Source organism: Delftia sp. ASV31, from assembly GCF_016428765.1.
In the GTDB taxonomy this organism is placed as follows: domain Bacteria; phylum Pseudomonadota; class Gammaproteobacteria; order Burkholderiales; family Burkholderiaceae_C; genus Comamonas; species Comamonas acidovorans.
This window is the reverse complement of record NZ_JAELTK010000057.1, coordinates 1-24,529: the sequence shown is the minus strand read 5'-3', so window position 1 is coordinate 24,529 and position 24,529 is coordinate 1. Positions and strand designations below refer to the sequence as shown.

General features: G+C 67.6%; 19 protein-coding genes. 9 read left to right on the top strand and 10 right to left on the bottom strand.

The window, feature by feature from the left end; translation table 11 throughout:
- Positions 1–89 precede the first annotated feature (89 nt).
- Positions 90–1,592, top strand: coding sequence for a sensor histidine kinase (locus tag JHD82_RS19420; RefSeq protein ID WP_180318306.1), 1,503 nt, complete (start codon positions 90–92; stop codon positions 1,590–1,592).
- Here the strand turns inward: JHD82_RS19420 and JHD82_RS19415 are convergent.
- Complete coding sequence (locus JHD82_RS19415; RefSeq protein WP_199138212.1) at positions 1,549–2,559, bottom strand: LysR substrate-binding domain-containing protein; 1,011 nt, start codon at positions 2,557–2,559, stop codon at positions 1,549–1,551. The genes JHD82_RS19420 and JHD82_RS19415 overlap by 44 nt on opposite strands.
- A gap of 109 nt (positions 2,560–2,668) precedes the next feature.
- Between JHD82_RS19415 and JHD82_RS19410 the strand changes: the two genes are divergently transcribed.
- Positions 2,669–3,637 carry a tripartite tricarboxylate transporter substrate binding protein gene (locus tag JHD82_RS19410; protein WP_012202811.1) on the top strand — a complete coding sequence of 323 codons (969 nt, stop codon included), beginning with the start codon at positions 2,669–2,671 and terminating at the stop codon, positions 3,635–3,637.
- A gap of 175 nt (positions 3,638–3,812) precedes the next feature.
- Positions 3,813–4,745: an N-formylglutamate amidohydrolase gene (locus JHD82_RS19405; protein ID WP_013804573.1), complete on the top strand. Its 933-nt coding sequence runs from the start codon at positions 3,813–3,815 to the stop codon at positions 4,743–4,745.
- A gap of 75 nt (positions 4,746–4,820) precedes the next feature.
- On the opposite strand, the gene JHD82_RS19400 is transcribed toward JHD82_RS19405, so the two are convergent.
- From JHD82_RS19400 to JHD82_RS19390, 3 genes are read right to left on the bottom strand one after another with little or no spacing between them, the layout of a single operon-like run.
- On the bottom strand, positions 4,821–5,567 hold the full coding sequence (locus tag JHD82_RS19400; RefSeq protein ID WP_199138210.1) for an SPOR domain-containing protein: 747 nt from the start codon (positions 5,565–5,567) through the stop codon (positions 4,821–4,823).
- 35 nt (positions 5,568–5,602) lie between these two features.
- Positions 5,603–6,433 carry a biotin--[acetyl-CoA-carboxylase] ligase gene (locus JHD82_RS19395; protein ID WP_199138208.1) on the bottom strand — a complete coding sequence of 277 codons (831 nt, stop codon included), beginning with the start codon at positions 6,431–6,433 and terminating at the stop codon, positions 5,603–5,605.
- A complete protein-coding gene (locus JHD82_RS19390) occupies positions 6,430–7,092 on the bottom strand; it encodes an SET domain-containing protein (protein WP_043825378.1) in 663 nt (220 codons plus the stop codon). The genes JHD82_RS19395 and JHD82_RS19390 overlap by 4 nt, the downstream gene beginning before the upstream one ends.
- A 127-nt stretch (positions 7,093–7,219) precedes the next feature.
- On the opposite strand from JHD82_RS19390, the gene JHD82_RS19385 reads away from it, so the two are divergent.
- Both JHD82_RS19385 and JHD82_RS19380 read left to right on the top strand, forming a co-directional pair.
- Positions 7,220–10,132, top strand: a complete 2,913-nt coding sequence (locus JHD82_RS19385) for a DNA topoisomerase III (RefSeq protein WP_199138206.1) — start codon at positions 7,220–7,222, stop codon at positions 10,130–10,132.
- Positions 10,133–10,246: 114 nt separating this feature from the next.
- Complete coding sequence (locus JHD82_RS19380; RefSeq protein WP_043780624.1) at positions 10,247–11,026, top strand: tyrosine-protein phosphatase; 780 nt, start codon at positions 10,247–10,249, stop codon at positions 11,024–11,026.
- 691 nt (positions 11,027–11,717) lie between these two features.
- On the opposite strand, the gene JHD82_RS19375 is transcribed toward JHD82_RS19380, so the two are convergent.
- Both JHD82_RS19375 and JHD82_RS19370 read right to left on the bottom strand, forming a co-directional pair.
- Positions 11,718–14,243, bottom strand: coding sequence for a penicillin-binding protein 1A (locus JHD82_RS19375; protein ID WP_199138203.1), 2,526 nt, complete (start codon positions 14,241–14,243; stop codon positions 11,718–11,720).
- A gap of 164 nt (positions 14,244–14,407) precedes the next feature.
- Positions 14,408–14,977 (bottom strand): bacterioferritin, encoded by a 570-nt coding sequence (locus JHD82_RS19370; protein ID WP_034389809.1) that lies wholly within the window; start codon positions 14,975–14,977, stop codon positions 14,408–14,410.
- A 231-nt stretch (positions 14,978–15,208) separates the two neighbouring features.
- Here JHD82_RS19370 and JHD82_RS19365 point away from each other — a divergent pair, with 231 nt between their 5' ends.
- The 3 genes from JHD82_RS19365 (at position 15,209) to JHD82_RS19355 (ending at position 17,481) form a co-directional block, all read left to right on the top strand.
- A complete protein-coding gene (locus JHD82_RS19365) occupies positions 15,209–15,715 on the top strand; it encodes a glutathione peroxidase (protein ID WP_096914692.1) in 507 nt (168 codons plus the stop codon).
- Between the two features lie 129 nt (positions 15,716–15,844).
- On the top strand, positions 15,845–16,909 hold the full coding sequence (locus JHD82_RS19360) for an asparaginase (protein WP_016452086.1): 1,065 nt from the start codon (positions 15,845–15,847) through the stop codon (positions 16,907–16,909).
- Between the two features lie 113 nt (positions 16,910–17,022).
- A complete protein-coding gene (locus JHD82_RS19355; RefSeq protein WP_012202823.1) occupies positions 17,023–17,481 on the top strand; it encodes an RDD family protein in 459 nt (152 codons plus the stop codon).
- Between the two features lie 37 nt (positions 17,482–17,518).
- Here JHD82_RS19355 and JHD82_RS19350 read toward each other — a convergent pair whose 3' ends face one another.
- From JHD82_RS19350 to sbcD, 4 genes are all read right to left on the bottom strand, one after another.
- Complete coding sequence (locus tag JHD82_RS19350) at positions 17,519–18,076, bottom strand: lysozyme inhibitor LprI family protein (protein WP_307838106.1); 558 nt, start codon at positions 18,074–18,076, stop codon at positions 17,519–17,521.
- Positions 18,077–18,154: 78 nt separating this feature from the next.
- Positions 18,155–18,763 (bottom strand): hypothetical protein, encoded by a 609-nt coding sequence (locus tag JHD82_RS19345; RefSeq protein WP_199138194.1) that lies wholly within the window; start codon positions 18,761–18,763, stop codon positions 18,155–18,157.
- 94 nt (positions 18,764–18,857) lie between these two features.
- A complete protein-coding gene (locus tag JHD82_RS19340) occupies positions 18,858–22,343 on the bottom strand; it encodes an AAA family ATPase (RefSeq protein WP_199138192.1) in 3,486 nt (1,161 codons plus the stop codon).
- Entirely contained in the window at positions 22,340–23,617 is a 1,278-nt protein-coding gene (gene sbcD / locus JHD82_RS19335; protein WP_199138190.1) for an exonuclease subunit SbcD, read from the bottom strand. The genes JHD82_RS19340 and sbcD overlap by 4 nt, the downstream gene beginning before the upstream one ends.
- Before the next feature lie 139 nt (positions 23,618–23,756).
- On the opposite strand from sbcD, the gene JHD82_RS19330 reads away from it, so the two are divergent.
- Entirely contained in the window at positions 23,757–24,143 is a 387-nt protein-coding gene (locus JHD82_RS19330; RefSeq protein WP_154836116.1) for a VOC family protein, read from the top strand.
- Positions 24,144–24,529: the final 386 nt, after the last annotated feature.

Genomic DNA, 24,529 nt, shown 5'->3' with positions numbered 1-24,529 from the left:
CTGCCCTGGCTGTCAGGCCCGGGTTGGCTTGCCTGCGCATAGTGGCGGATGCCACGGGGCCGTGAACCCGTCGTGAGGGCTGCCCGCCGATGAAAATCTTCCAGCGTGAACAGCGCTCACTGTTCGGCGAGATTCTTGACTGGATGCTCACGCCGCTGCTGCTGCTGTGGCCCGTGAGCCTGGCGCTGACTTGGCTGGTGGCCCAGGGCCTGGCCAACAAGCCGTTCGATCGCGCGCTGGAGTACAACGCCCAGGCGCTGGCGCAGCTGGTGATGGTGCAGCAGGGCAAGGTGCTGTTCAACCTGCCGCAATCGGCCAGCGAGATCCTGCGCGCCGACGAGTCGGACACCGTGTATTTCCAGGTGCTGGGCGTCAAGGGCGAGTACCTGGCCGGCGAGCGCGATCTGCCGCTGCCGCCCGAGTCCGACGATCCGCCATCCGGCGATCTGTCGCCCGGCGCTGCACCGACCGGCGGGGCCGTGCAGCTGCGCGATGCGGAGTTTCGCGGCATTGACCTGCGCGTGGCCCATGTCTGGGTGCGCATGCCCCTGCCCGACGAGCCCCAGGCCCTGGTCCAGGTGGCCGAGACGCGCGAAAAGCGCAGCGTGCTGGCCACGGAAATCATCAAGGGCGTGATGCTGCCCCAGTTCGTCATCCTGCCCCTGGCCGCCTTGCTGGTGTGGCTGGCGCTGGCGCGCGGCATCAAGCCGCTGCACCGGCTGGAGGAGCGCATCCGCGCGCGCCGGCCCGAGGACCTCTCGCCCATCAACCACAAGGACGTGCCGCTGGAAGTCGTGCCGCTGGTGGACTCGGTCAACGACCTGCTGGGTCGGCTCGGTGATTCGCTGGCCACGCAAAAGCGCTTTCTGGCCGACGCGGCCCACCAGCTCAAGACGCCGCTGGCCGGGCTGCGCATGCAGGCCGAACTGGCCCAGCGCGAGGGCGTGAGCACGGAGGAGTTGCGGCAGTCACTGGCCCAGATCGCGCGCTCCAGCATCCGCGCCACGCACACGGTGAACCAGTTGCTGGCGCTGGCGCGAGCCGAGAGCGCCGGCGTGGGCCGCGGCCTGGCCATGCAGCCCTGCAACCTGGTGCGCATCGTCACCGACGTGGTGCGCGACTGCCTGCCGCGCGCCATGGACAAGCATGTGGACCTGGGATACGACGGCGCCGAGTCATCGGCCACGGGCGTCTGGCTGCAGGGCAACGCCACGCTGCTGACGGAGCTGGTGCGCAACCTCGTGGACAACGCCATCAACTACACGCCTTCCAGCAGCAGCCGGCCTGGCATGGTCACGGTGCGCGTGCTGGCCGATCCCTTCGGCCAGGTCCTGTTGCTGCAGGTGGAGGATTCGGGACCCGGCGTGCCCGAGGCCGAGCGCGAGCTGGTGTTCCAGCCGTTCTACCGCGTGCTGGGCTCGGAGGCCGATGGCTCGGGCCTGGGCCTGCCCATCGTGCTGGAGATCGCGCGCCAGCATGGCGCCCAGGTGGTGCTGGAAGATGCGCATCCTGGCCAGCAGCCGCCGGGTGCGCGTTTCAGCGTGCGCTTCAAGGCGCTGCGCTCGCCGCCGTCGCCCAAGCCTGCGGCATAGGTGGCGGGGCATCCCCGGCTGCCGCAGATTCCCCGGGAGCCACAGGCGCCACCGCGATCCGTCCCGGCGTCTGCGCGGCATGGTCCACCAGCCAGTTGCGGAAGATGCCCAGGGTGCCGTGGTTGGCGCGGTCGGCCGGATAGCACAGCCAGTAGCCCAGGGCGCTCTGGTAGCCGTGCTGGGGCAGGGGCTCGTTCACCAGGCCGGCCGCGATCTCGTCATGCACCAGGCAGCGCGGCACCAGGGCGATGCCCATGCCGGCCATGACGGCGCGGATGATGGTCTGGAACTGGTCGAACTGCGGGCCCGCGAGGGGGCTGATGCCGTTGACGCCATGGGCCTCGCTCCAGCGCGCCCAGGCATCGGGAATGGTCACATGGCGCAGCCGGGTGCAGCGCGCCACGTCCTGGGGGGTGGTGATGCGCGCCTCGGGGCCCGCGCCGCGCGGCGGTGCGATCAACGCCACCTGGCGGCCCACCAGATAGTGGGCATGCGCGCCATTCCAGTGCCCGTCGCCAAACAAAATTGCGCAGTCCAGCCCCGGACTGTCAAATTGGTAGCTGTGTACGTAGGGTACAAAGTGCAGCGTGATCTGTGGATAGCGCTGCTGAAACTGGGGCAGCCTGGGGATCAGCCACTTGGCCGCGAAAGTCGGCAGCGATGACAGGTGCAGCGCGCCTCGGCTGTCATCGCTGGTGATGAGTTCGAGGGTGGCTGCCTCCAGCTGGCCCAGCAGGGCGCGCACTGCGCGCTCATAGCGCTCGCCCGCGGGCGTCAGCCTCAAGCGCTTGCGCTCGCGTTCGAACAGCGGCACGCCCACCCATTTCTCCAGCTCCTGGATCTGCTTGCTGACTGCGCTTTGCGTCAGGTGCAAGGCTTCGGCCGCGCGCGAGACGCCCCCGAAGCGCACCACGGTGGAGAAAGCGCGCAGCAGATGCGTGGGCGGGTTGAGGCGGCGCAAACTCATGACAGGGATATGATGAAAGTATTCCTGTTTGGAATATTAACAGGCACAGTATTTGCTTTTTTTGTGAGCAGATTTCTTTTAATCTGAACTTGTTTGTAAGAAAGATCCTATGCAACGACGTCATTTCCTTGCTTCCATCGCCGCTTCTTCTGTCGTTCCTGGAATGTCCTTCGCCCAGGACACCTCCCGTCCCCTGCGCATCGTCGTTCCGTTCCCTGCTGGTGGCTCCACCGACATGGTCCCGCGCAACATGCAGGACGTGCTGCCCAAGCTGCTGGGCGGCCAGGCCGTGGTGATCGAGAACAAGGCCGGCGCTGGCGGCTCCATCGGCATGGCCGAAGTGGCGCGTGCCACCGACGGCGTGACCTTCGGCATCGCCACGCTGTCCACGCACGGCGTGAACCCCGCCGTGTTCAAGAAGCTGCCCTACGACGCCATCAACGACTTCGTCGGCGTGACCGAGATCGTCAAGGCCCCCGGCGTGATCGTGATCAACCCCAAGCTGGTGCCCGCCAACAACTTCGCCGAGTTCGTGAAGTACCTGAAGGCCAACCCCGGCAAGGTCAGCTTCGCAACACCCGGCAACGGCACCATCGGCCACATGTGGGGCGCCCAGTTCATGAAGAGCACGGGCACCGAGATGCAGCACATTCCCTACCGCGGTGCAGGCCCGGCCATCAACGACGTGCTCGGTGGTCAGGTGCCCGTGTACTTCGACCAGGTGGCTTCCTCGCTGCCCCACATCAAGGGCGGCAAGGTCAAGGCCCTGGCCGTGTCCTGGCATGAGCGCCTGGACGTGCTGCCCGACGTGCAGACCTACGCCGAAGCCGGCCATGCCGACCTGAATGATCCTTCGTGGTTCGGCCTGGTGGCCCCCAAGAGCACGCCGCCCGAGCAGATCGCCCGCGTGCAAAAGGCCATCGCGGCCGCGCTCAAGGACCCGGCCGTGCAAAAGCGCATGGCGGCCCAGGGGCTGTACATCTCCGGCACCAGCAGCGACGCTTTCACCAAGCAGATCGCCAGCGAAGTCGCCAAGATGAAGAAGATTGCCGCCACGGCCCAGATCCAGCTGGATTAAAGGCTCCCCCTGAGGCGCTTCGCGCCTTCCCCCTCTCTCGCTTCGCGGGAGGGGGACGACGCCCTCGCTGCGGGGCGGCCCTTGCTCGGCGTCCCTGGCCTGGGACGCGCCAGTTTCATGGCGGGCTGGCCGCAGCGCAGCGGTGCAATGCGTAACCGAGATAGACCACTTCCTCATGCATCCCGTCCTGCGACTGATCAGTCAGAACTTCCTGCAATCCCTGCCCGGCGCGGCAGGCTCCGGCGCGGCCGATGCCGCGCCGCCCATGGTCACCAGCGTTGCCGGCGCCAGTGCCGTGGTGCTGGACTCGCCGCACAGCGGCACGGTCTACCCGGCGGACTTCGGCTCCTGCCTGCCGCTGGCCACGCTGCGCCAGGCCGAGGACACGCATGTGGAGAAGATCTACGCCTTTGCGCCGGGCCTGGGTGTGAGCTGGGTGGAGGCGCATTTCCCGCGCATCTACCTGGATGCCAACCGCGACACCACCGAGATCGACACCACCATGATCGAGGGCGAGTGGCCGCTGCCCGTCACCACCGACCAGGTCGTGCTGCAGAAGGTGCGCCTGGGCAAGGGTCTGATCTGGAAGTTCACCGATGAGGGCGTGCCCATCTATGACCGCCAGCTGCCCGCCGCTGAACTGCTGCAGCGCATCGAGCGCTGCTGGAAGCCCTACCACGCCGCCGTGGAGCGCGCCATCGACGGCGCCCATGCGCGCCATGGCTACAGCATCCATATCAACTGCCACTCCATGCCTTCCGTCGCAGCCAGCCACGCCACGCTGCACCCGGGCCTGGTCCATGCCGACTTCGTCATCGGCGACCGCGACGGCAGCACGGCCAGCCCGGCGCTGTCCGAGCGCATCTGCGCCTTCCTGCGCGAGCGCGGCTACAGCGTGGACTACAACCATCCCTACAAGGGCGTGGAGCTGGTGCGCCGCTACGGCAAGCCCGCCGAGCACCGCCACAGCATCCAGATCGAGATCAACCGCAAGCTCTACATGAACGAGCAGACCCTGGATCTCGACCAGGCCGGCTACCTGCGCCTGACCACCGACCTGAAGGTGCTGGTGGAGCAGCTGATGGCCACCGATCCGCGTACGCTCTGAAGCCCCTGCGAGTGAAATGCAAAAGGCCCGCGATCACAGGATCGCGGGCCTTTTTTCATCGTGCCCTGGCGGGGCTCAGCAGGGCCTGAACGGCTTGCCCTCGAAGGCCTTGCCGCCCATGGACTCGACCTGGCTGCGCAGCGCGGGCGTGGCCTGGGGAAGGCGCAGCGTGTAGAGGGTGATGTCGGGGCGCTCCTGCACCACGCGGGCCGTGCGCACGCCCTGGCGCGCAACGTTGGTCAGCTCGCGCGTGGCCGCTTCCTCGGAGGAGAAGCGGCCCAGCGACAGGCCGGGCTCCAGCGCGCCGCCTGCGCGGTCGAAGTCGATCTTGCGTGCACGCAGTTCCGCCCGCTTGCGCTCCAGAAACTCGGCATCGGGGAATTTGCCCATGTAGACCATCCAGCGGCCCGGCTGGTGCGTGCTGCTCAGGTCCCACTGGTCGCTGGCGACCTGGGCGATGAGGCCGCGGCGCAGCGCCTCGGCATGGCGGTCTTCGATGCCCGTGGCCACCAGGCAGCTGGTGGGCTGGCCCGCGGCTTTCTCGGGGCGAGCCGGTGCGGCGGGTTCCTCGCCACTGGCAGGGGCAGCAGGTGCTGCGGGTGCCGCAGGGGATGCAGGAGCCGTGGCCGGGGTGGCCGAGGAGGGGGCCGGCGCGTTGTCCACACTCAGCAGGCTCAGCGCCTCCGGGCGCACCTGCTGGCCCAGGCGCTCGGGCTCGGTCTGGGATGGCGGTGCCAGGCCCAGGGCCTGGAGCTGGCCGTGGTTCCAGAGGTAGTAGCCGGCATTGGCCAGCACCAGCAGCAGGAAGGCGATTCGCAGCATGTCGTTTCTTGGGCCCTAGTGATGAGTCACCCGCCCTAGCCTACAGCAGCCGGGCGCACGCTGATTTCCGAGCTGGTGATGGCCTGCAGGCCGCGCGCCGTGCGCACCAGCAGCGCGCCATCGGGGCCCACGCCCTCGGCCGTGCCGCTTTCGCCATCGCTGAGATTGACGGCGCGGCCACGCAGCAGGTCGCGCTGGGCAAAGCGCTCCACCAGCGGCGCAAAGCCCTGGGCGGCAAAGGTCTGTATGTCGGAAACCAGGCCCGGCAGCACGCAGGCCAGGGCGGTGGGCGCGTCCAGGCGCTCGTCCAGCTCCAGCAGGCTGGCCGGGGGCGTGCGCATGCCGTCGCCGGGGCGCGGGCGCACGTTCAGTCCGATGCCCACGACCACGTAGCGCGGCGTGCCGGGCTCATGCGCGGCGCTGCCGACAAAGCTGGCCGTCTCGATCAGGATGCCGCCGAGCTTGCGGTCGCCGTCGATCCACAGGTCGTTGGGCCATTTGAGGCCGATGCGTGGGCGCTGCGAGCCCGGGGCGGGCAATTGCGGCTGCAGGCTCTGCGCCACGCTCAGGCCCACGGCCAGCGACAGGCCGGACCAGTCGGCAGGCGCCAGCGGCATGCCCAGCGAGAAGGTCAGCGAATCGCCCACGCCGCTGGTCCACTGGCGGCCCAGCCGGCCCCGGCCGGCGGTCTGCACTTCGGTCACCAGCAGCACGGGTTCGTTGCGGCCATCGCGGGCGCGCGCCATCAGCTCGGTATTGGTCGAGCCGATGCTGGGCACGATTTCCACGGAAAAGCCCGCCAGTTGCGGCTCGATGGCCTGCCACAGCGATTCCGCAGGCCAGTGAATGGGGGACGATGCCATCATGCGCCGGCCTTTGTGGAGGATTTGCGGGATTTTTTCCTTGGCTTTTGGGGGGCCTTTTCCAAATGCTTTTCCAAAGGCTTTTCCGCTTTGACCTGCTGCTTTTTGGCCCGCTTTGTCTTTTCAGATTGTTCCGATGCCGGCTTTGCGCTGGCCGGCAATGCATCGCCGGGCATGGGCGGGCGCCAGCCGCGCTTGGGCGCCAGCAGCGTGCCGCGGCAGGTGGCCGCGCCGCACCAGCATGGATACTCGGCCTTCAGCTTCCTGGTGTAGGGTTCGTCGATGATCAGGCCGTAGTCGTAGCTCAGCTCCTCGCCGGCGGCGATGTTGCGCAGCGCGACGATGAAAATCCGGCCATCGCGCTCATCGGTGTAGCAGTTGGGTGCGCAGCTGTGGTTGATCCAGCGCGACGAGTTGCCGCCGTAGTTGGCGTCGATCACGCGGTCTTCGTCCACGTGGAAGTAGAAGGTATGGTTGGGCTGGCTGGGGTCGTGCGGATGCCGGTCCTGGGCTTCCTGCCAGCTGACGATTTCCCCTACGTACTCGACAAGGACCTCGCCTTCGGCAAGATCCTGCGCGGCGAAGACGCCCTTGCCATGGACACCCGAGCGGCGGGTCTGGATACGGCGGCCGCCGGAAGGGGCCAAAGCTGTGCGGGGCATGTTTTCTCTGATAACTTGAATAGGCACACATGCGCGTGCGCGTACACGTACGTACACGCGTGAGCCATGGATTGTAGAAGCGCAGGCTGCGACATGCAGCTCCTGCGGGGAATGACGAGTACACACAATGACAAAGACCCTGGTGATTGCTGAGAAGCCTTCGGTCGCGCAGGACATCGTCCGCGCGTTGACTCCGGTGGCGGGCAAATTCGACAAGCACGATGAATACTTCGAGAGCGAGCACTACGTCGTGACCAGCGCCGTGGGCCACCTGGTGGAAATCCAGGCGCCCGAGGAATTCGACGTCAAGCGCGGCAAATGGAGTTTTGCCAACCTGCCGGTGATTCCGCCGTATTTCGACCTCAAGCCCGTGGACAAGACCAAGAGCCGGCTCAATGCCGTGGTCAAGCTGGCCAAGCGCAAGGATGTCACCGAACTCATCAACGCCTGCGACGCGGGCCGCGAGGGTGAGCTGATCTTCCGCCTGATCGAGCAGTACGCCGCAGGCGCCAAGCCCGACGGCAAGGGCCTGGGCAAGCCGGTCAAGCGCCTGTGGCTGCAGTCCATGACGCCGCAGGCCATCCGCGACGGCTTCCAGAACCTGCGCAGCGACGCGCAGATGCTGGGCCTGGCCAGCGCCGCGCGCAGCCGCTCCGAGGCCGACTGGCTGGTGGGCATCAACGGCACGCGCGCCATGACGGCCTTCAATTCGCGCGATGGCGGCTTCTTCCTGACCACCGTGGGCCGCGTGCAGACGCCCACGCTGTCCCTGGTGGTGGAGCGCGAGGAAAAGATCCGCAAGTTCGTGAGCCGCGACTACTGGGAAGTGCATGCCGCCTTCGATGCGCAGGCTGGCCAGTACCTGGGCAAGTGGTTCGATCCCCAATGGAAGAAGAGCGAGGATGCGGAAGCCCGCGCCGACCGCATCTGGAACCAGCGCGACGCCCAGGCCATTGCCGACGCCGTGCGCGGCAAGCCGGCCCAGGTCACAGAGGAGTCCAAGCCCACGTCCCAGGCCAGCCCGCTGCTGTTCGACCTGACCAGTTTGCAGCGCGAGGCCAACGGCAAGTTCGGCTTCTCGGCCAAGACCACGCTGTCGCTGGCGCAAAGCCTGTATGAGCGCCACAAGGCCCTGACCTACCCGCGTACCGACTCGCGTGCCCTGCCCGAGGACTACGTGCCCGTGGCGCACCAGACCTTCGCCATGCTGGCCGGCAGCGGCATGCGCCACCTGGCGCCCTTTGCCCAGCAGGCGCTGGACGAGAACTACGTGCGCCCGACCAAGCGCATCTTCGACAACAGCAAGGTGTCGGATCACTTTGCCATCATCCCGACCACGCAGGCGCCCAGCGGCCTGTCCGAGGCCGAGCAAAAGCTCTATGACCTCGTCGTGCGCCGCTTCATGGCCGTGTTCTTCCCCAGCGCCGAGCACCAGGTGACCACGCGCATCAGCAAGGTCGAGCAGCACAGCTTCAAGACCGAGGGCAAGATCCTGGTCAAGCCCGGTTGGCTGGCCATCTACGGCAAGGAGGCCGCCAACGAGGTCGAAGGCGGCAAGGACGGCGACAAGGGCCAGCCCCTGGTCGCGGTGCAGCCCGGCGAGCAGCCGCGCGCCGGCCAGGTCGATCCCAAGGGCCTCAAGACCAAGCCGCCCGCGCGCTACTCCGAAGCCACGCTGCTGGGCGCCATGGAAAGCGCCGGCAAGCAGGTCGAGGACGACGAGCTGCGCGAGGCCATGCAGGAAAAGGGCCTGGGCACGCCTGCCACGCGCGCGGCCATCATCGAAGGCCTGCTGACCGAAAAGTACATGCTGCGCGAAGGCCGCGAGCTGATTCCCACGGCCAAGGCCTTCCAGCTCATGACGCTGCTGCGCGGCCTGGGCGTGGAAGAACTCTCGCGCGCCGACCTCACCGGCGAATGGGAGTACAAGCTGGCCCAGATGGAAAAGGGCCAGCTCTCGCGCGATGCCTTCATGCAGCAGATCCAGTCCATGACGGAAAAGCTGGTCAAGAAGGCCAAGGAATACGACCGAGACACCGTGCCCGGCGACTACGCCACCCTGGCCACGCCGTGCCCCAACTGCGGCGGCGTGGTCAAGGAGAACTACCGCCGCTACGGCTGCACGGGCAGCGACGGACAGGGCGCGGGCTGCGGCTTCTCGTTCACCAAGTCGCCGGCCGGCCGCACCTTCGAGACGGCCGAGGCCGAGCAACTGCTGCGCGACCGCCGCCTGGGCCCGCTGGACGGCTTTCGCTCCAAGGCAGGCTGGCCCTTCGTGGCCGAGGTCACCATCGTGCACGATGAGGAAGGCGGCAACTACAAGCTCGAGTTCGACTTTGGCGACGACGCCGCCTCCGAAGACACGGGCGAGCTGGTGGACTTTGCCAGCCAGCAATCGCTGGGCCCCTGCCCCAAGTGCGGTGCGCCGGTCTTCGAACACGGCAGCAACTACGTCTGCGCCAAGGCCGTGCCCACGCTGGCCCAGGCCACGCCCAGCTGCGACTTCAAGAGCGGCCAGATCATCCTGCAGCAGCCCATAGAGCGCGAGCAGATGCAAAAGCTGCTGCAGACCGGCAAGACCGACCTGCTGGACAAGTTCGTCTCCAACCGCACGCGCCGCAGCTTCAAGGCCTTCCTGGTCTGGGATGGCGCGGCCGGCAAGGTCAACTTCGAGTTCGAGCAGCGCGACAGCAAGTACCCGCCGCGCAAGACGGCGGCCGCCAAGAGCGCGCCGGCCAAGAAGGCGCCTGCCAAGAAAGCCGCGGCCAAGACCACGGCAAAGACGGCCACCAAGACCGCGCGCAAGCCGGCCGCCGGCACGCTGCAGCCCAGCGCGGCCCTGGCCGCCGTCATCGGCGAAGGCACGGTGGCGCGTACCGAAGTGGTCAAGAAGCTGTGGGAATACGTCAAGGCCCAGAACCTGCAGGACCCCAAGGACAAGCGCGTCATCCGCGCCGATGACAAGCTGCGGCCCGTCTTCGGCAAGGACAGCGTGAACATGTTCGAGCTGGCCGGCATCGTGGGCAAGCATCTGGCGTAAGGCGCCTGCCTGACCTGATCCTGCGACCCGCTTTTGCACCTTGCCGCAGCGGGTCGCCGGCCTGACACGGGGACAACACATGCTTGGGCTAATCTAGCGGGCATGGATACCGAAATGCTCACCCCGGCAGCGGCTGCCGCCGCTGCTTCCTCCCCGGCGCCCTCGCGCTCCATCCGCCTGGACGGCGCCTCCAACTTCCGAGACCTCGGCGGCTACGCGGGCCTGGATGGCCGGCGCGTGCGCTGGCGCACGCTGTTCCGTGCCGACCACCTGGCCGGCCTCAGCGCAGCGGACCTGGACGTGCTGCATGGCCTGAAGCTCGCGCGCAGCGCGGACTTCCGGGGCAAGATGGAAAGCGCCCACCTGGCCTACGAATGGCCGGGCATTGCCCGCCATGCGCTCATCGTCGAGCCCACCGTGGTGCAGCGCGCCAGTGCCCTGATCGCTGCAGGCAACGACCTCACGGCCGCCCATGCAGAGGAGCTGATGCAGGACACCTACCGCAGCTTCGTGCACGACTACGCGCCACGCTTTGCACAGCTGTTCCAACTGCTGCTGGACAGCCAGGACCCGCTGGTGTTCCACTGCACGGCCGGCAAGGACCGCACGGGCTGGGCCGCCGCCCTGCTGCTCACCGCGCTGGGCGTGGACGAGGACACCGTGATGCAGGACTACCTGCTGACCAACCAGCTCTACCAGCGCCCCGCCACCACCTTCGCTCCCATGCCGGCCGAGGTGATGGATGTGCTGTGGCGCGTGCAGGCGTCCTACCTGGCGGCGGCCACCGACATGGTGCGGGCCGACTTCGGAGGGATGGAGGGGTATCTGCGGGATGCGCTGGGCATCGACAGCGCTGCACGCGAGCGGCTGGCTGCGCTTTATCTGGAAGGGTGATTACCTTCGCTCACGGGGCGGCGGGTTGGCGCGGCTAACATGGGCTGTGCCGGTCGGTTGCGCCGGAGATGAAGGAGATTGCGATGAAGTACGGCATGCGTGGGCTGGCCGCGATGGTGCTGGTGGCCTTGAGTGTGGGGCTGGCTGGTTGCGCGGGCGGGGTGCCTGGGGATGTTTCGGGGAGCCAGGCGTCCAGTGGCAGTGGGGTGACGGTGTTTGGGACTGTGGATGCCAATGTGAGTCATACGCGGACTTCGCGGTGACTTGGTTTGTGCTTTGATTCTTTCGCTGGATTTGTCCCTGCCGGGTGGTTGTTTTTCGAGGCCGGGTTTCGGCCCGGCGGCCGACCTACTTTCTTATCGCGCGATAAGAAAGTAGGCAAAGAAGCGCGCCCCACTGCCCACGACCCTTCGCTTCGCTGCGGGCGACCTGCGTTGTGCGGGATGCGGGGTGCGCCGTGAAACTCGTTGCGCGCTGCGCGCTTCACTCAAACATCACGGCGAGCTAGACAACGAAGCAAGCCTGTCCTTCGGCAGGCTTGCCACCCCGCATCCCGCCCAACGCAGGCGTGGGCAGAAGGGGGTAGGCTGGGGAACAGCCAGCAGCCAGCAGCCAGCAGCCAGCAGCCAGCAGCCAGCAGCCAGCAGCCAGCAGCCAGCAGCCAGCAGCCAACAGCCAGCAGCCAGCCGGGTCAGGGCTGGATCGGCGTGATCACCACGCCGGTGCCTGCGGGGGCGTCTTCGCCGCCGGGCAGGGCGGGCGTGGCGGGGGTGGCTTCCTGCACTGCGCGCTGGTCCGTGGGGCCCAGCGTGCCCTGGGTGAGGGGGATGCTGGGGGCGGGCAGGGCGGGGGTGCTTTCTATGATTTCCTCGCCGGGCGACAGGCCCGGGCCGGGTGGCTCCGTGGGCTCGGGTGCGGGTTCAGGGGCCGGAGCCGGCTCCGGGGTGGCGGGTTGGTCGGGCTGGGCGGGCGGCGGCTGGTCAGGCCACCAGCCCTGCATGCGTTCGCGCAGGCGGCCGACCATGTCGGACCACCAGTGGCTTTGTTCGGGCGGCTCGAAGCGGGCCTTGGCGTCGATGACGGGGCTGCGCAGGGCGCGGGACATGAAGTCTCCCACCATGGGCAGGGCGCTGCGCGAGCCCTGGCCCCAGCGGTCGCTGCGCAGGGTGATGCGCGGGTCGTTGAAGCCGGCCCAGGCGCCGGTGACGATTTCCGGGTGCATGAGGATGAACCAGCCGTCGGCATTGCCCTGGGTGGTGCCGGTCTTGCCTGCCACGTCGGCGTGGATGCCGTAGCGCTGGCGCACGGCCACGGCCGTGCCTTTGTCCACCACGGAGCGCAGCATGTCCACCAGGGCGTAGGCGTGGTCTTCGTCCAGCGCGCGCTCGGGCTTGGGCGGGCTGAATTCGGCAATGACCTTGCCGTCGGCATCCTCGATGCGCGTGACCATCATGGGGGGCAGCCAGCGGCCGCCGTGGGCCAGGCTGGCATAGGCGTTGACCATTTCCAGCAGTGACACCGGGCTGCTGCCCAGGGCCAGGGCGGGTACTTCGTCCAGCGGGCTCTGGCGCACACCCAGGGCGCGCGCCAGGCGTGCCACGCGGGCGGGCCCCACGGACTGCATGACTTCGGCGGTGATGGTGTTCTTGGAGTAGGCCAGGGCGTCGCGCAGCGTCATCTCGCGGCCCGTGGGTGGTGTGGCGTCGGTGGGGCGCCAGACTTCGCCGCCGGGCAGCTTGATTTCCACGGGGCCGTCCACGCGCTTGTCGTCGGGGGTGGCGCCCTGCTGCAGCGCGGCGCCATAGACAAAGGGCTTGAAGGTGGATCCGGGCTGTCGCCGTGCCTGCTGCACATGGTCGTAGGCGTCCTGCGTGAAGTCGCGGCTGCCCACCCAGGCCAGCACTTCGGAGGTGGCCGGGTTCAGCGCCACAAAGCCTGCCTGCACGCGGGTCTTGTCCTCGCGCAGCTGCTTCATGAAGGCCTTGTCGGCCAGCAGGGCCTTGAGGGTGTCTTCCTCGCTGTCCTTGTCCGTTGCCTTGTCCTTGCCTTGGCCGTCCGCGCGTTTGCGCGCGGCGCGCCAGGCGGGGGTCTCCCGCACCAGCTGTTGCACCAGCGGGTTGGCGGCATTCCAGCCGTCGCGCTGGCTCCAGGCGCCATTGGCCACGCCTTGCAGCGTGCGCGTCTGGCGCGCCACGGCCTGGTTGGCCCAGTTCTGCAGGCGCGAGTCGATGGTGGTGTGCACCACCAGGCCGTCGGTGTAGATGTTGTAGTCGTTGCGGTCGGCCCAGTCGATCAGCCATTTGCGCAGCTGCTGCGCGAAGTGGGGCGCCATGCCCAGGGGCTCTTCCTGGCGCTCGAAGTTGATGCGCATGGGGCGCTTCTTGAGCTGGGCGAACTCGGCCTCCTGCAGCACGCCGCGCTTGACCATTTGCGACAGCACCGTGTTGCGGCGGTACAGCGCGCGGTCGGGGTTGAGCACCGGGTTGTAGTAGCTCGTGCCCTTGAGCATGCCCACCAGCGTGGCGCTTTCCAGCACCGTCAGCCGCGCGGCCGGTTTGTCGAAATAGGTGCGCGCCGCCATCTCTATGCCGAAGGCGTTGTAGAGGAAGGGCACGGTGTTCAGATAGGTCTCGAGGATCTCGTCCTTGGTGTAGAGCGCCTCGATCTTGAAGGCCGTGATCGCCTCCTTGAGCTTGCGGTTGAGCGTGGGCGCGCGGCCGATTTCGGTCGGGTACAGATTGCGTGCGAGCTGCTGGGTGAGGGTGGAGCCGCCCTGCGGATCGCCGCGCAGCGTGTGCACCACCGAGCCCAGCGTGCGCCGCCAGTCCATGCCGTGGTGCTCGTAGAAGCGGTGGTCCTCCGTGGCGATCAGCGCCTTGATCACCGAGGGCGACATCTCGTCGAGCTTCACCCACTGCCGGTTGCTGCGCTTGAACTGCGCGAGCTGCTTGCCATCCGCGCTCATGATCTGGGCGGGCTGCTCCAGCTTGGCCTTGCGTATGTCGCGGATGCCGGGCGTGAACGGGATCAGGGCCAGCACATACAGCGCAAGCAGCAGCGGCAGCGCGGCGGCGAACAGCAGCCATTCGCGCCGCGTGGGCCAGCGGTGCCACCAGGGCAGGGCCGCCACGCGCTGGCCGATGCGGCTGGCCAGCAGCCTTTGCCAGGCTGCGAGCACAGCGTCGGGCAGCTTCAAGTCATTGAAAGAAAAGCGCATATTGCAAGACGGCCCTGATGACAGGACATCAGGGCCGATAGGGCGGGACCATTTCCGCGAAGCCGAGAGAATGCCCAAAAAAACGGCACCCCGCTCGCGCGGGGTGCCTTGCCTATGGGCCAAGCCCCGGTATTGTCGGGCTGGCGGGTACTGGCGGGAAGTGCTTATTTCTCCAGCCAGTCGGACAGCTCGTCCGCATGCTCCTGCTCCTGCTCCAGGATGGATTCGATCAGCCGGCGCGTGGTCGGGTCCTTGTCGCCGATCAGGTCGATCATCTGGCTGTAGGCCTCGATGGCCACGCGCTCGGCGATCAGGTTGGTGCGGATCATGGCCTTCAGGTCCGTCTCGCCGTTGTAGTCGGCATGGCTGCGCTGGGTCAGCGTCTGGGGGTTGAAGTCGGGCTCCCCGCCCAGCTGCACGATGCGCTGGGCCAGCTTGTCGGCATGGGCCATTTCCTCGTTGGCATGGACCAGGAACTCGTCGGCAATGGCGGGCGAAGCCAGGCCCACGGCCGTGAAGTGGTGGCGCTTGTAGCGCATCACGCACACCAGCTCGGTGGCCAGCGAGTCATTGAGCAGCTTGATGATGTCCTCGCGCCAGGGCCCGAAGTGCGGGGTCACGGCGCCATCGTCCAGGCTGTGCTTGGCGGCCTCCAGGGCCTTGGGGTCCAGCGCCAGGTGGCCGTTGCCGGCGTTGGATTTGGCTTGCTTCGTGGGGGTGCTGTTGGGGTTCATACGTGGTCTCTTCATCGTGGGACGGAAACTACGGCAGGCATGCGCCTATGCGGCTTGTAAACACCTGCCAGCGAAACGGGACCAGGCGGGCCGATGTGCCCGCCTGTTGCCTTCCAAGGTAAGTTTTTGGCCGCCTGCTGTCTGTGAGACAAGTCCGCATCCCCATGCCCGGCCAGCGCGCCCCTGGGTGTCCCGGCGCTACCATGGGCGCTCCACTCCAGGAGCACCCGCATGAATGACACCGCCGCCGCGCCCCGCTCGGCCTACGACTTCGAGGCCACCTCCATCACGGGCCAGGCCGTCCCCCTGTCGGACTACCGCGGCAAGGTGCTGCTCATCGTCAACACCGCCAGCGCCTGCGGCTTCACGCCGCAGTACGCCGGCCTGCAGGCGCTGCATGAGCAGTACGGCGAGCGCGGCCTGGTGGTGCTGGGCTTTCCGTGCAACCAGTTCGGTTCCCAGGAAAAGGGCAGCGAATCGGAAATCGCCAGCTTCTGCGACCTGAACTTTGGCGTGCGCTTTCCGCTCATGGGCAAGATCGACGTCAACGGCGCCAACGCCCACCCGCTGTACCGCTGGCTCACTGCCGAGGCGCCGGGCGTGCTCGGCACCAAGGCCATCAAGTGGAACTTCACCAAATTCCTCGTTGGCCGCGACGGCCAGGTCATCCGCCGCTATGCGCCCCAGGATGCGCCGGCCAAGCTGTCCACGGACATCGAGGCCGCGCTGGCGCCTTGACGCGTTGATGCGCGTTGATGCGCGTTGATCGCGCCTGTCCATCAGGGTTTCACGCAGGGCCGGCAGCGCGGGCCGGCCGCACGCCATGGTTAGCATGCTCCTTGACATCACAACAAGGAGACAACACCCGTGAAAGCCTTCCGCCGCACCGCCCTCGCCCTGCTCACAGCCTGCACCCTGCCCATGATTGCTACCAGCGCCGCCGCCCAGGACAAGCCCGTGGTCCAGTTCATCGCCACGGGCGGCACCATCGCCATGAAGATCGACCCGGTCAAGAACGCGCCCGTGCCCGCGATCTCGGGCGACGACCTGCTGGCCACCGTGCCCGACGTGGGCAAGTACGCGCGCATCCAGGTCAACAACCTGTCCAACGTGCCCTCCGACTACATGGACCCGGCCCGCTGGGTGCAGCTCACCCAGGCCGTACAGGCAGCGCTGGCCCGCCCTGAGGTGGCCGGCGCCATCGTCTCGCACGGCACGGACACGCTGGAGGAAACTGCCTTCTGGCTGGACCTGACCGTGCAGTCGTCCAAGCCCGTCGTGCTCATAGGCGCGCAACGCAATGCCTCGGTGTCCGACTTCGACGGGCCGCGCAACCTGCTCAACGCCGTGCGCATCGCCGTGGACCCCAAGGCGCGCGACAAGGGCGCCATGCTGGCCATGAACAACCAGATCAACGCCGCGCGCTACGTCACCAAGACACACACGGCCAACGTGGAAACCTTCCGCTCGGGTGAGTTCGGCTTTCTGGGCGAGGTCTACCCGGACCGCGTCAGCTTCGCCTCCGCCCCCGCGCGCCGCCAGCACCTGCCCATCCAGGCGCAGACCATGCCCGAGGTGGAGATCTTCCCCATGTACGGCGGCGCCAACGGCCAGGCCGTGCGCCAGGCGGTGGACCGTGGCGTCAAGGGCATCGTCATCGACGCCCTGGGCATGGGCAACATGAACGTCGCCATGCTTGACGCCGCCAAGTACGCCATCGGCAAGAACGTGCCCGTGGTCGTCAGCACGCGCGTGCACAACGGCCGCGTCATGCCCAGCTACGGCTTCGAGGGCGGCGGCAAGACCTCGTTCGAGGCCGGCGCCGTCATGGCCGACGATCTGCGCGCGCCCAAGGCGCGGATCCTGCTGATGCTGGCGCTGCAGTCCGGCGTGACGGGGCAGAAGGACCTGCAGGCGGTATTCGATCGATAGTTCGACCGACAGGCCGCCGCAACCCTGCCGCGCAGGCCCTGGCCTTGCGCGGCATTTCTGGCGGGGCACCGAGGTGGCACACTGGCAGCCTCATATGCCAACCAGGGCGCACCATGCAGGATGACGATCTCGAATACGTGGGCTTTTGGGCCCGCACCGGCGCCGCGCTGATCGACACCGTGATCCTGCTCGTGCTCATGCTTCCGGCCCTGATCTCCATCTATGGCTGGGAATACCTGGAGTCCGAAAAACTGCTGCACGGCCCGGCCGATTTCGTCATCTCCTGGGTGCTGCCTGCCATTGCCGTCGTCATCTTCTGGATCAAGAAGCAGGCCACGCCGGGCAAGATGCTCATCGCCGCCAGGATCGTGGACGCGCAGACCGGCGCGGACATGAGCACACGGCAGGCCATCATTCGCTACCTGGCCTATTTCGTGTCCATCATCCCGCTGTGCCTGGGGCTGATCTGGGTGGCCTTTGACCCGCGCAAGCAGGGCTGGCACGACAAGATTGCGGGCACCGTGGTGGTCAGGCCCAAGCACCGGGGGGTGCAGCCGGTGAAGTTCCGCTGACACGCACCTCAGGCGCGCCCGCATCGGGCGCTCCGTGCTATTTCAACGGCAGCTCGGATGTGGCATCGCGCAGCTGCGCTGCCCGCCCGAAGTTCAGTGCTGCAGCACAGGACAGGCGCCTGATCTCCGTCGCGTTGCCGGCTGCGCCGCCAGCCAGAGAAGCAAGCCAGCTGCATTGGGCATCGCGGTACTGCGTGAATTCCTTGCCGGAGGCGGACAGCCTGGCCTTGGCCTGTGCGGCATATTTGGCATCCTCATCCCATTGCCCCAGTGCGCTGGCTGCCTGTTCCTCGGCCTGCTTCAAGGCCTTGTGGCTGTCTGCGAGCCTGCGCGCCAGGCAGTCTCGCATTCCGGCCTGGGAGTGGGCACTGCATTCCTCGCGCAAGGCGCGTTCATCGGGTTGAGAAATGATTTCCGTGGCGAGGCTCCACAGAGGAATGCAGGCTGCCAGTGCCAGGGTTGTCAGCTTTATTGCTCGCATGTGGAGGTCCTGAATCCGAAGAGGCCGGGCTGCCTGATCCCGATGCAATGACGATGGCCGCAAAGGCGCCGGGCATTCTGGCATGCTTGATTGGCCGGTTGCGAGCAACTGCACGCGAACGCCAAGCCACCGGTCATGCCAATGCGCAGTGGTTTCCTTTGCGCACGAGCACCGGCCTCCCCGCCCCGTGGCTCAATCCTCTTGCAGCCCCGGCTCGTCCACCACGAAGCCCGAGCCGTCCTCGTCGCAGAACACGCATTGCTGCACGAAGCTGTCCAGGCTGCTGGCGTGGAACCAGATCAGGCCCTGGTCTTCGTCGCAAAGCATGTCGGTCTGTTCGTCCACGCTGGCGGCGGCAAAGCCGCTCAGTTCCATTTCTTCGAGGAACTGCTCCAGGTCCTCGCAGCCCGCAAACAGCTCATGGTCCAGGCTGCCGATGCGGCCCTTGAAGGCGCCGTGCAGCACTTCCACGAAGGGATTGCCGCCGGGGTCATGGCCAATGACCATGAAGTTCGCGGCAAACAGGTTCTCGCGCTGGTGGTCCTCCACGTCGCAGTGCTCCGAGCCTGCGCGGAAGTGGTGCAGGGTGCGCAGCCAGGCGTGGTTGTCGCCGGTCTCGTCGTCGGCCAGCAGGTAGACCTCGCGGTCAGGCGCCGCTTCGAGCCGGTCGAAGTCCAGGCCGTTCTGCGTGATCAGGAACTGCGCGTAGGCGTCGGAGAAGCCTTGCGCGGCCTGGTACTCGCGCACCGCCTGGGCGTCGGGCAGGGCCAGGCCGAAGGGATTGGGAAAGCGCACTTGCATGGAACGGTCCTTGAAACGGAGTGAACGGCGGCCACGCAGGCCGTGCTCGCAGGATGGTGCAGGCGTTGGGCGGCAGTTTGGTGACAGTTCCGCATCACGAAGAAACCACCAGCCTCGAATGCCCCACGCCACCGCCTTTCTCCACCCGCACCTGCACGGCGATGCGCTCCTTGAGCGCCTCCACATGGCTGATGATGCCGATCATCTTGCCGCTGTCGTTGAGCCTGTCGAGTGCGTCGAGCGCGATCTCCAGCGTGTCGGCATCTAGCGTGCCAAAGCCTTCGTCGAGGAACAGGGAATCGATGGAGGTCTTGTGGCTGACCAGGTCGGACAGTGCCAGGGCCAGGGCCAGGCTGACGAGGAAGGCTTCGCCGCCCGATAGCGTGCGCGTGTCGCGCGAGGTGTCGCCCTGCCAGCTGTCGACGATGTCCAGTTCCAGCTCGCCTTCGGGCTTGCGGCGCAGCAGGTAGCGGCCGTGCAGGCGCGCCAGGTGGAGGTTGGCCAGGTGCAGCAGGTGGTCCAGGGTGAGGCCCTGGGCGAAGCGCCGGTATTTGTCGCCCTTGGCCGAGCCGATGAGGCCGTCCAGGTGCTGCCACAGGTCGCTGTCGCTGGCCTGGGCGGCGATGTGCTCGAACAGGGCCTGCTGGCTCTGGCGGCGGCGCTGGTCATCGGCCAGCTGGGCGCGGGCGCCGCCCAGTTGTTCGCTGAGTGCCGTATGGCGCTCCTGCAGTGTTTGCAGCAGGGCCTGGATGGCTTCGGGTGCCAGGTCGGTCAGGGCCTGGGCCTGCAGATCCGCGTGCTCGCGCTGTGCGGCTTCCAGCAGGGCGGCCGCGCGCTGTTGTGCCGCCTGCAGTTGCTGGCGCAGCGTAGCCAGGCGCTGGCGTTCGGGTGCGGGCACCAGGGCCTGCAGGTAGGCGGGTTCGTCAGCAAAGGGGCTGGCGGCCAGGGCGGCCTGCCATGCGGATTCGGCCTGGGCCGCTTCCTCGCGCTGGCGGGCCAGCGTGGCCTGGGCCTGTTGCTGCTGGCCTTGCAGGGCATCCTGCTGCCGCGTGAGAGCGGCGATGTCGCTGGCGCATTCGGCCAGGGCCTGCGGCAGCTGTTCCACGGGCGGCAAGGGCAGGGAAGGCGGCTCTGCCACAGCCGTATCGGCGGGATGGTGCTGCGCCGTTCTCTGTGCCTCCCACTGTGTTTCCCACTGTTTGTTCCAGCGCTGCGCATCGGCCTCGGCCGCCTCGCATTCCTTGCGCTGCAAGGCCATGGATTGGGCCAGTTGCTGCAGGTCGTGCCGGGCCTGTTGCCAGTGCTGCCATTCGGCTTCGCGCGCTTCAAGCCAGGGCTGGGCGTCGTCGGGCAGGGTGTGGCCGGCCTCGCCGAGTGAGGCCTGCAACTGCGCGTTCAGCGCCTGGGCTTCGGCCTGCAGGCCGGCGATGGATTGCTGCAGTTCTTCGCGGCGTGCGCTGTGGTCGGCCAGGGCCTGCTGCTGCAGCGCAAGCTGGCCTTGCGCGGTCTGCAGTGACTGGCGGCTGTGTTGGGCGGCGTCCTTGGCCTGTTGCAAGGCCTGCTCGCCTTGCTCGGCGGCCTGCACGGCGCGCTTGAGTGTGTCCAGCTGTCGGGCGCAGGCCTGGGCCGATGCGGCGAGGGTGTCGGCCTGTTGCCAACTGTCTGGCGCGAGCTGCAGGGGTTGCGTGAGGCCCTGCCATGTGTCGTTCCATGTGTCGTGCCAGCGTGCGATGTCTTGTTCCAGTTCGTCGGCCTGGCGCTGGCGCGCAGCCTGCGCGGCCGTGGTGGCGGCCAGCGTGGCGCGGGCGGTTTCGCCCTGGGTTTGCAGGGCGTCGAGTTCATCCTGCTTGCGGCGCAGCGCGGCTTCGGTGGCCGAGGCGTCCAGCGCTTCGTAGGCGGCCACGGCCGGGTGCTCGTGCGCGCCGCACAGCGGGCAGGGCTGGCCGGGCTGCAGGGCGTGGCGGTGCTCGGACAGGCTTTGGATGCGCTGCTCCTGGGCCAGCAGTTTTTGCTTGTCGCGGACCTGTTCTCGCACGTCTATGTAGCGCGTGCGCAGGGCTTGCCAGGTGTCCGTCTGCTGCTGCGCCAGTGCTGTTCCTTCGCGCAATTCCCGGGCCAGTGTCTGTTGCTGGCGCGCAAGTTCGCGGCGCTGCGCGGCCTGGGTTTCTGCCTGGCGCCACAGGTGCAGGCGGTCCTGCTCTGCCTGCTCGCGCGCGCGCAACTCGGCCATGCCGCCGCTGCCTTGAAGGCGCTGCGCCTGTTCGTCCTGCGCATGCTGCAGTGCGGCGCTGGCGCGAGCCTGGGCGTCGGTGGCGGCTTGGACCTGGGCCGCGCCGGCTTCGGCGCTTTGCGCCATGCGGGCCAGTTCGGCATCCAGCTTGCGCAGGGCCTGCTGCTGGCTGGCCGCTTGCTGTTGCTGGCTGGCGCGCAGCTTGAATTGCTGGCGCCAGCTGCCCAGGCGCTCGCCCAGCAGGGCATGGGCGGCATGGTGGGTGCAGAACTGTTCCAGCGTTTGGTGCTCGGCCTGCTGGCGGGCCAGGGTGTCTTGCGCAGCCTGGGCCAGGCGGGCGGACAGGGCCTGGGCATGGCGGTGCTGCAGCAGCAGCCGGGCCTGGGTTTGCTGTTCGTGCTCGCGCAGTTGCTGCAGTTGCTGGCGGCTGTCATCGCAGGCGGAGGTGCTGCGCTGCCAGGCCTGGTGCAGCGGTTGCAGTGCTTGAGCAGGCTCGTCGTTGGCCAGTCTTTCCAGTTCGGGCGCGGCCTGCTCCAGTGCCTGGGCGGCGTTTGCGCACCCGGTGCCGGCGGCCTGCAGTGTCTGGATGGCCTGGGCCAGTTGCTGCTGCCATTGGTGCTGGGCCTGGGTGCGCAGGTAGTCGGTCTGCAATGTGGCCTGCTCCGTCACCAGGGTGTCGGCCTGGGCCTGCAGGGCATCGCGCGCCTCAGGCGTCAGCAACTCCACGCCATCGGCCTGGGCCTTGAGCTGGTCCAGGCGCTGGCGCGCATCGCGGGCGCGTTCGAAGACTTTCTGCGAGATCAGGCCGTAGATCTCGGTGCCTGTCAGCTCTTCCAGCAGGCCGGCGCGCTCATTGGCATTGGCTTGCAGAAAAGCCGCAAAGCCGCCCTGGGCCAGCAGCATGGACTTGGTGAAGCGCTCGAAGTCCAGGCCGGTGATGGCGGCGGTCTGCTCCAGCTTGTCGCGCGTCTGGCTGCTGAGGATGCTGCCGTCGCCCCGGGCCAGTTCCACCTTGGGCGCCTGCAGTGCGCCATCGAGCCTGTCGCGTGCGCGGCGCTGGCTCCAGAAGGCGCGGTAGACCTGCCCCTTGACCTCGAATTCGACCTCGGCCAGACAGTCGGCCGTGTGGCGCGTCATGAGGTCGTTGGCCGATGCCGAGATGTTGTTCAGCCTGGGTGTCTGGTGGTACAGCGCTAGGCAGATGGCATCGAGCAGGGTGGACTTGCCCGCGCCCGTGGCCCCGGTGATGGCGAACAGGCCGTTGCCCGCGAACGGTGCCTGCGTGAAATCGATGCGCCATTCGCCCTTGAGCGAGTTGAGGTTCTTGAGCCGCAGCGTAAGGATCTTCATGCGCGGGCCTCCTCGCCGTGTTCGCCGGCGCCTGGCTGGGGCGCATCGAGCCCGGCCACCACCTCCTGGTAGCGCCGGGTGAGGGCCTGGGCCAGGCCGGGCTCCAGTGTTTCCAGCGCCAGGCGGCGCTCGAAGACGTCGGCGGGGCTGATCTCGTGCAGCGACTCGCCAGCGGCAGCGGCCATGCCGGCCACCGCCCGGCCGCGCTGGCGCCGCACGCGCAGCAGTTCCACGGGCAGCTCATCGGCCAGGGCCTGCACGCGGTCGGTGAGCTGGGGCAGGTAGTCGTCCTGCTCCACCACCACCTCCAACCACACGGGCCGTGCAGGGCTGCCGGCCTGGGCGGCGGCGCGCATCAGATCCGGCAAGGCGGTCAGGCTGCCTGCCACCGAGGCCATGGGCTGAAAGCAGGGCACGGGCAGCGGCGTGACGGCCTGCAGCCCTTCGGGGCCCAGGTCCACCAGCAGCATCTGCTTGGACTGGCGGGCCTCGTCAAAGCTCAGCGCAATGGGCGAGCCGCTGTAGCGGATGTGCTCCAGGCCGCCCACTTTCTGCGGCTGGTGGATGTGGCCCAGCGCCACGTAGTCGGCGGGCGGAAAGGCCGAGGTGGGGAAGGCGTCCAGCGATCCCACGTAGATCTCGCGCACGGACTCGCTGCTGCTGGCGCCCACGGTGGTGAGATGGCCCGTGGCGATGATGGGCAGGCGCTGGGCGGATGCGGCGGCCAGCGCGTCACGGCGCGCCATGGCGGCGTCGTGCACGCTGCGGTAGCAGGACTCGATGGCGGCCTGCAGCGCCTGCTGCTTTTGCTCGGCGCTTTGGCCGGGCTGGCTCAGCACCAGGTCGCGCGGGCGCATGAAGGGCAGGGCGCAGACGATGCAGCCGGGCGCGGCCGGCTGCCCCGGCCGGCGCCGCAGCGGCAGCTCGACCACGTGGCTGGCCGTCTCGCCCACGGCGGCAACCACGGTGGTGTCCAGGCAGGCCAGCAGCTCGCGGTTCTCTGCCAGCGTGGCCACGGAGTCGTGGTTGCCGCCCAGCAGCAACAGGGCCACGCCCGCCGCATGCAGGCGCACCACCAGCTGGCTGTACAGCTCGCGCGCATAGCTGGGCGGCGCGCCGGTGTCGAAGATATCGCCCGCGATGAGCACGGCATCGACCGCCTGGGCATCGACCTGCTCCAGCAGCCAGTCGATGAGCGCAGCGTGCTCGGCCTGGCGGCTCTTGCCCATGAAGTGCTGGCCCAGGTGCCAGTCGGAAGTGTGAAGAAGGCGCATGGTTTCGGTATCGCGATATCGGTGCAATGTCCGCCGGATGTGGCGGGGGCGACAGTATGGTCGCTGGCGCGCATGGGTGACAGCAGGACGGCGTGCCGCAGCTAACATCCCGGTTCGCATCAACCAAGGAGACACAGGCATGTTCAGCCACGTCATGGTCGGGGTCAACGACCTCGAAAAATCCAAGCAGTTCTACGACGCATTCCTGGGCGCGCTCGGCGTTGCGCCGGGCATGGCCAACAAGAACCGCTATTTCTACCGCAGCGCGGGCGGCACGTTTGCCATTTCCACACCGATCAACGGCGAGGCTGCCTGCCACGGCAATGGCGCGACCATCGGCTTTGCGACGCAGTCGCCCGAGCAGGCCGACGCGGCCCATGCTGCCGCCGTGGCAGCCGGCGGCGTGACCTGCGAGGATCCGCCCGGCTGGCGCGAGGCTTCGCCCGGTGGCCGGCTGTACCTGGCCTATGTGCGGGATCTGGATGGCAACAAGCTGTGCCTGTTGCATCGGCCGCCGAAGGCCTGAGTTTCTGACCGTGCCGGACGGTGTTTTTTCGGCGCTGGAACCCTGACGTCGAAACGCCAAAATGCAAACAGCCGATGTGCCATCGCTGCACTCGGCTGTTTTTATTGCGGTTGGCCAAGGTGGTGCCACGCCAGAATAATCACCATTGAAATGGCTTGAACTTGCATTTTGGGCAGTGCAATACCGTCTTGTCCCGGCCCTCCAGGAACAGCGCACCGCCCCGGAACTGGTTGATGCTCCAACTTCCACGGCTGCCATCGCTGAATGCGATTTCGCCGCTTGCATAGCAGGGTGACCAGTCTAGCGTGTAGCTGTCTCTTATACACATCTAAAAGGGGGGGGGGGGGGGGGGGGGGGGGGGGGGGGGGGGGGGGGGGGGGGGGGGG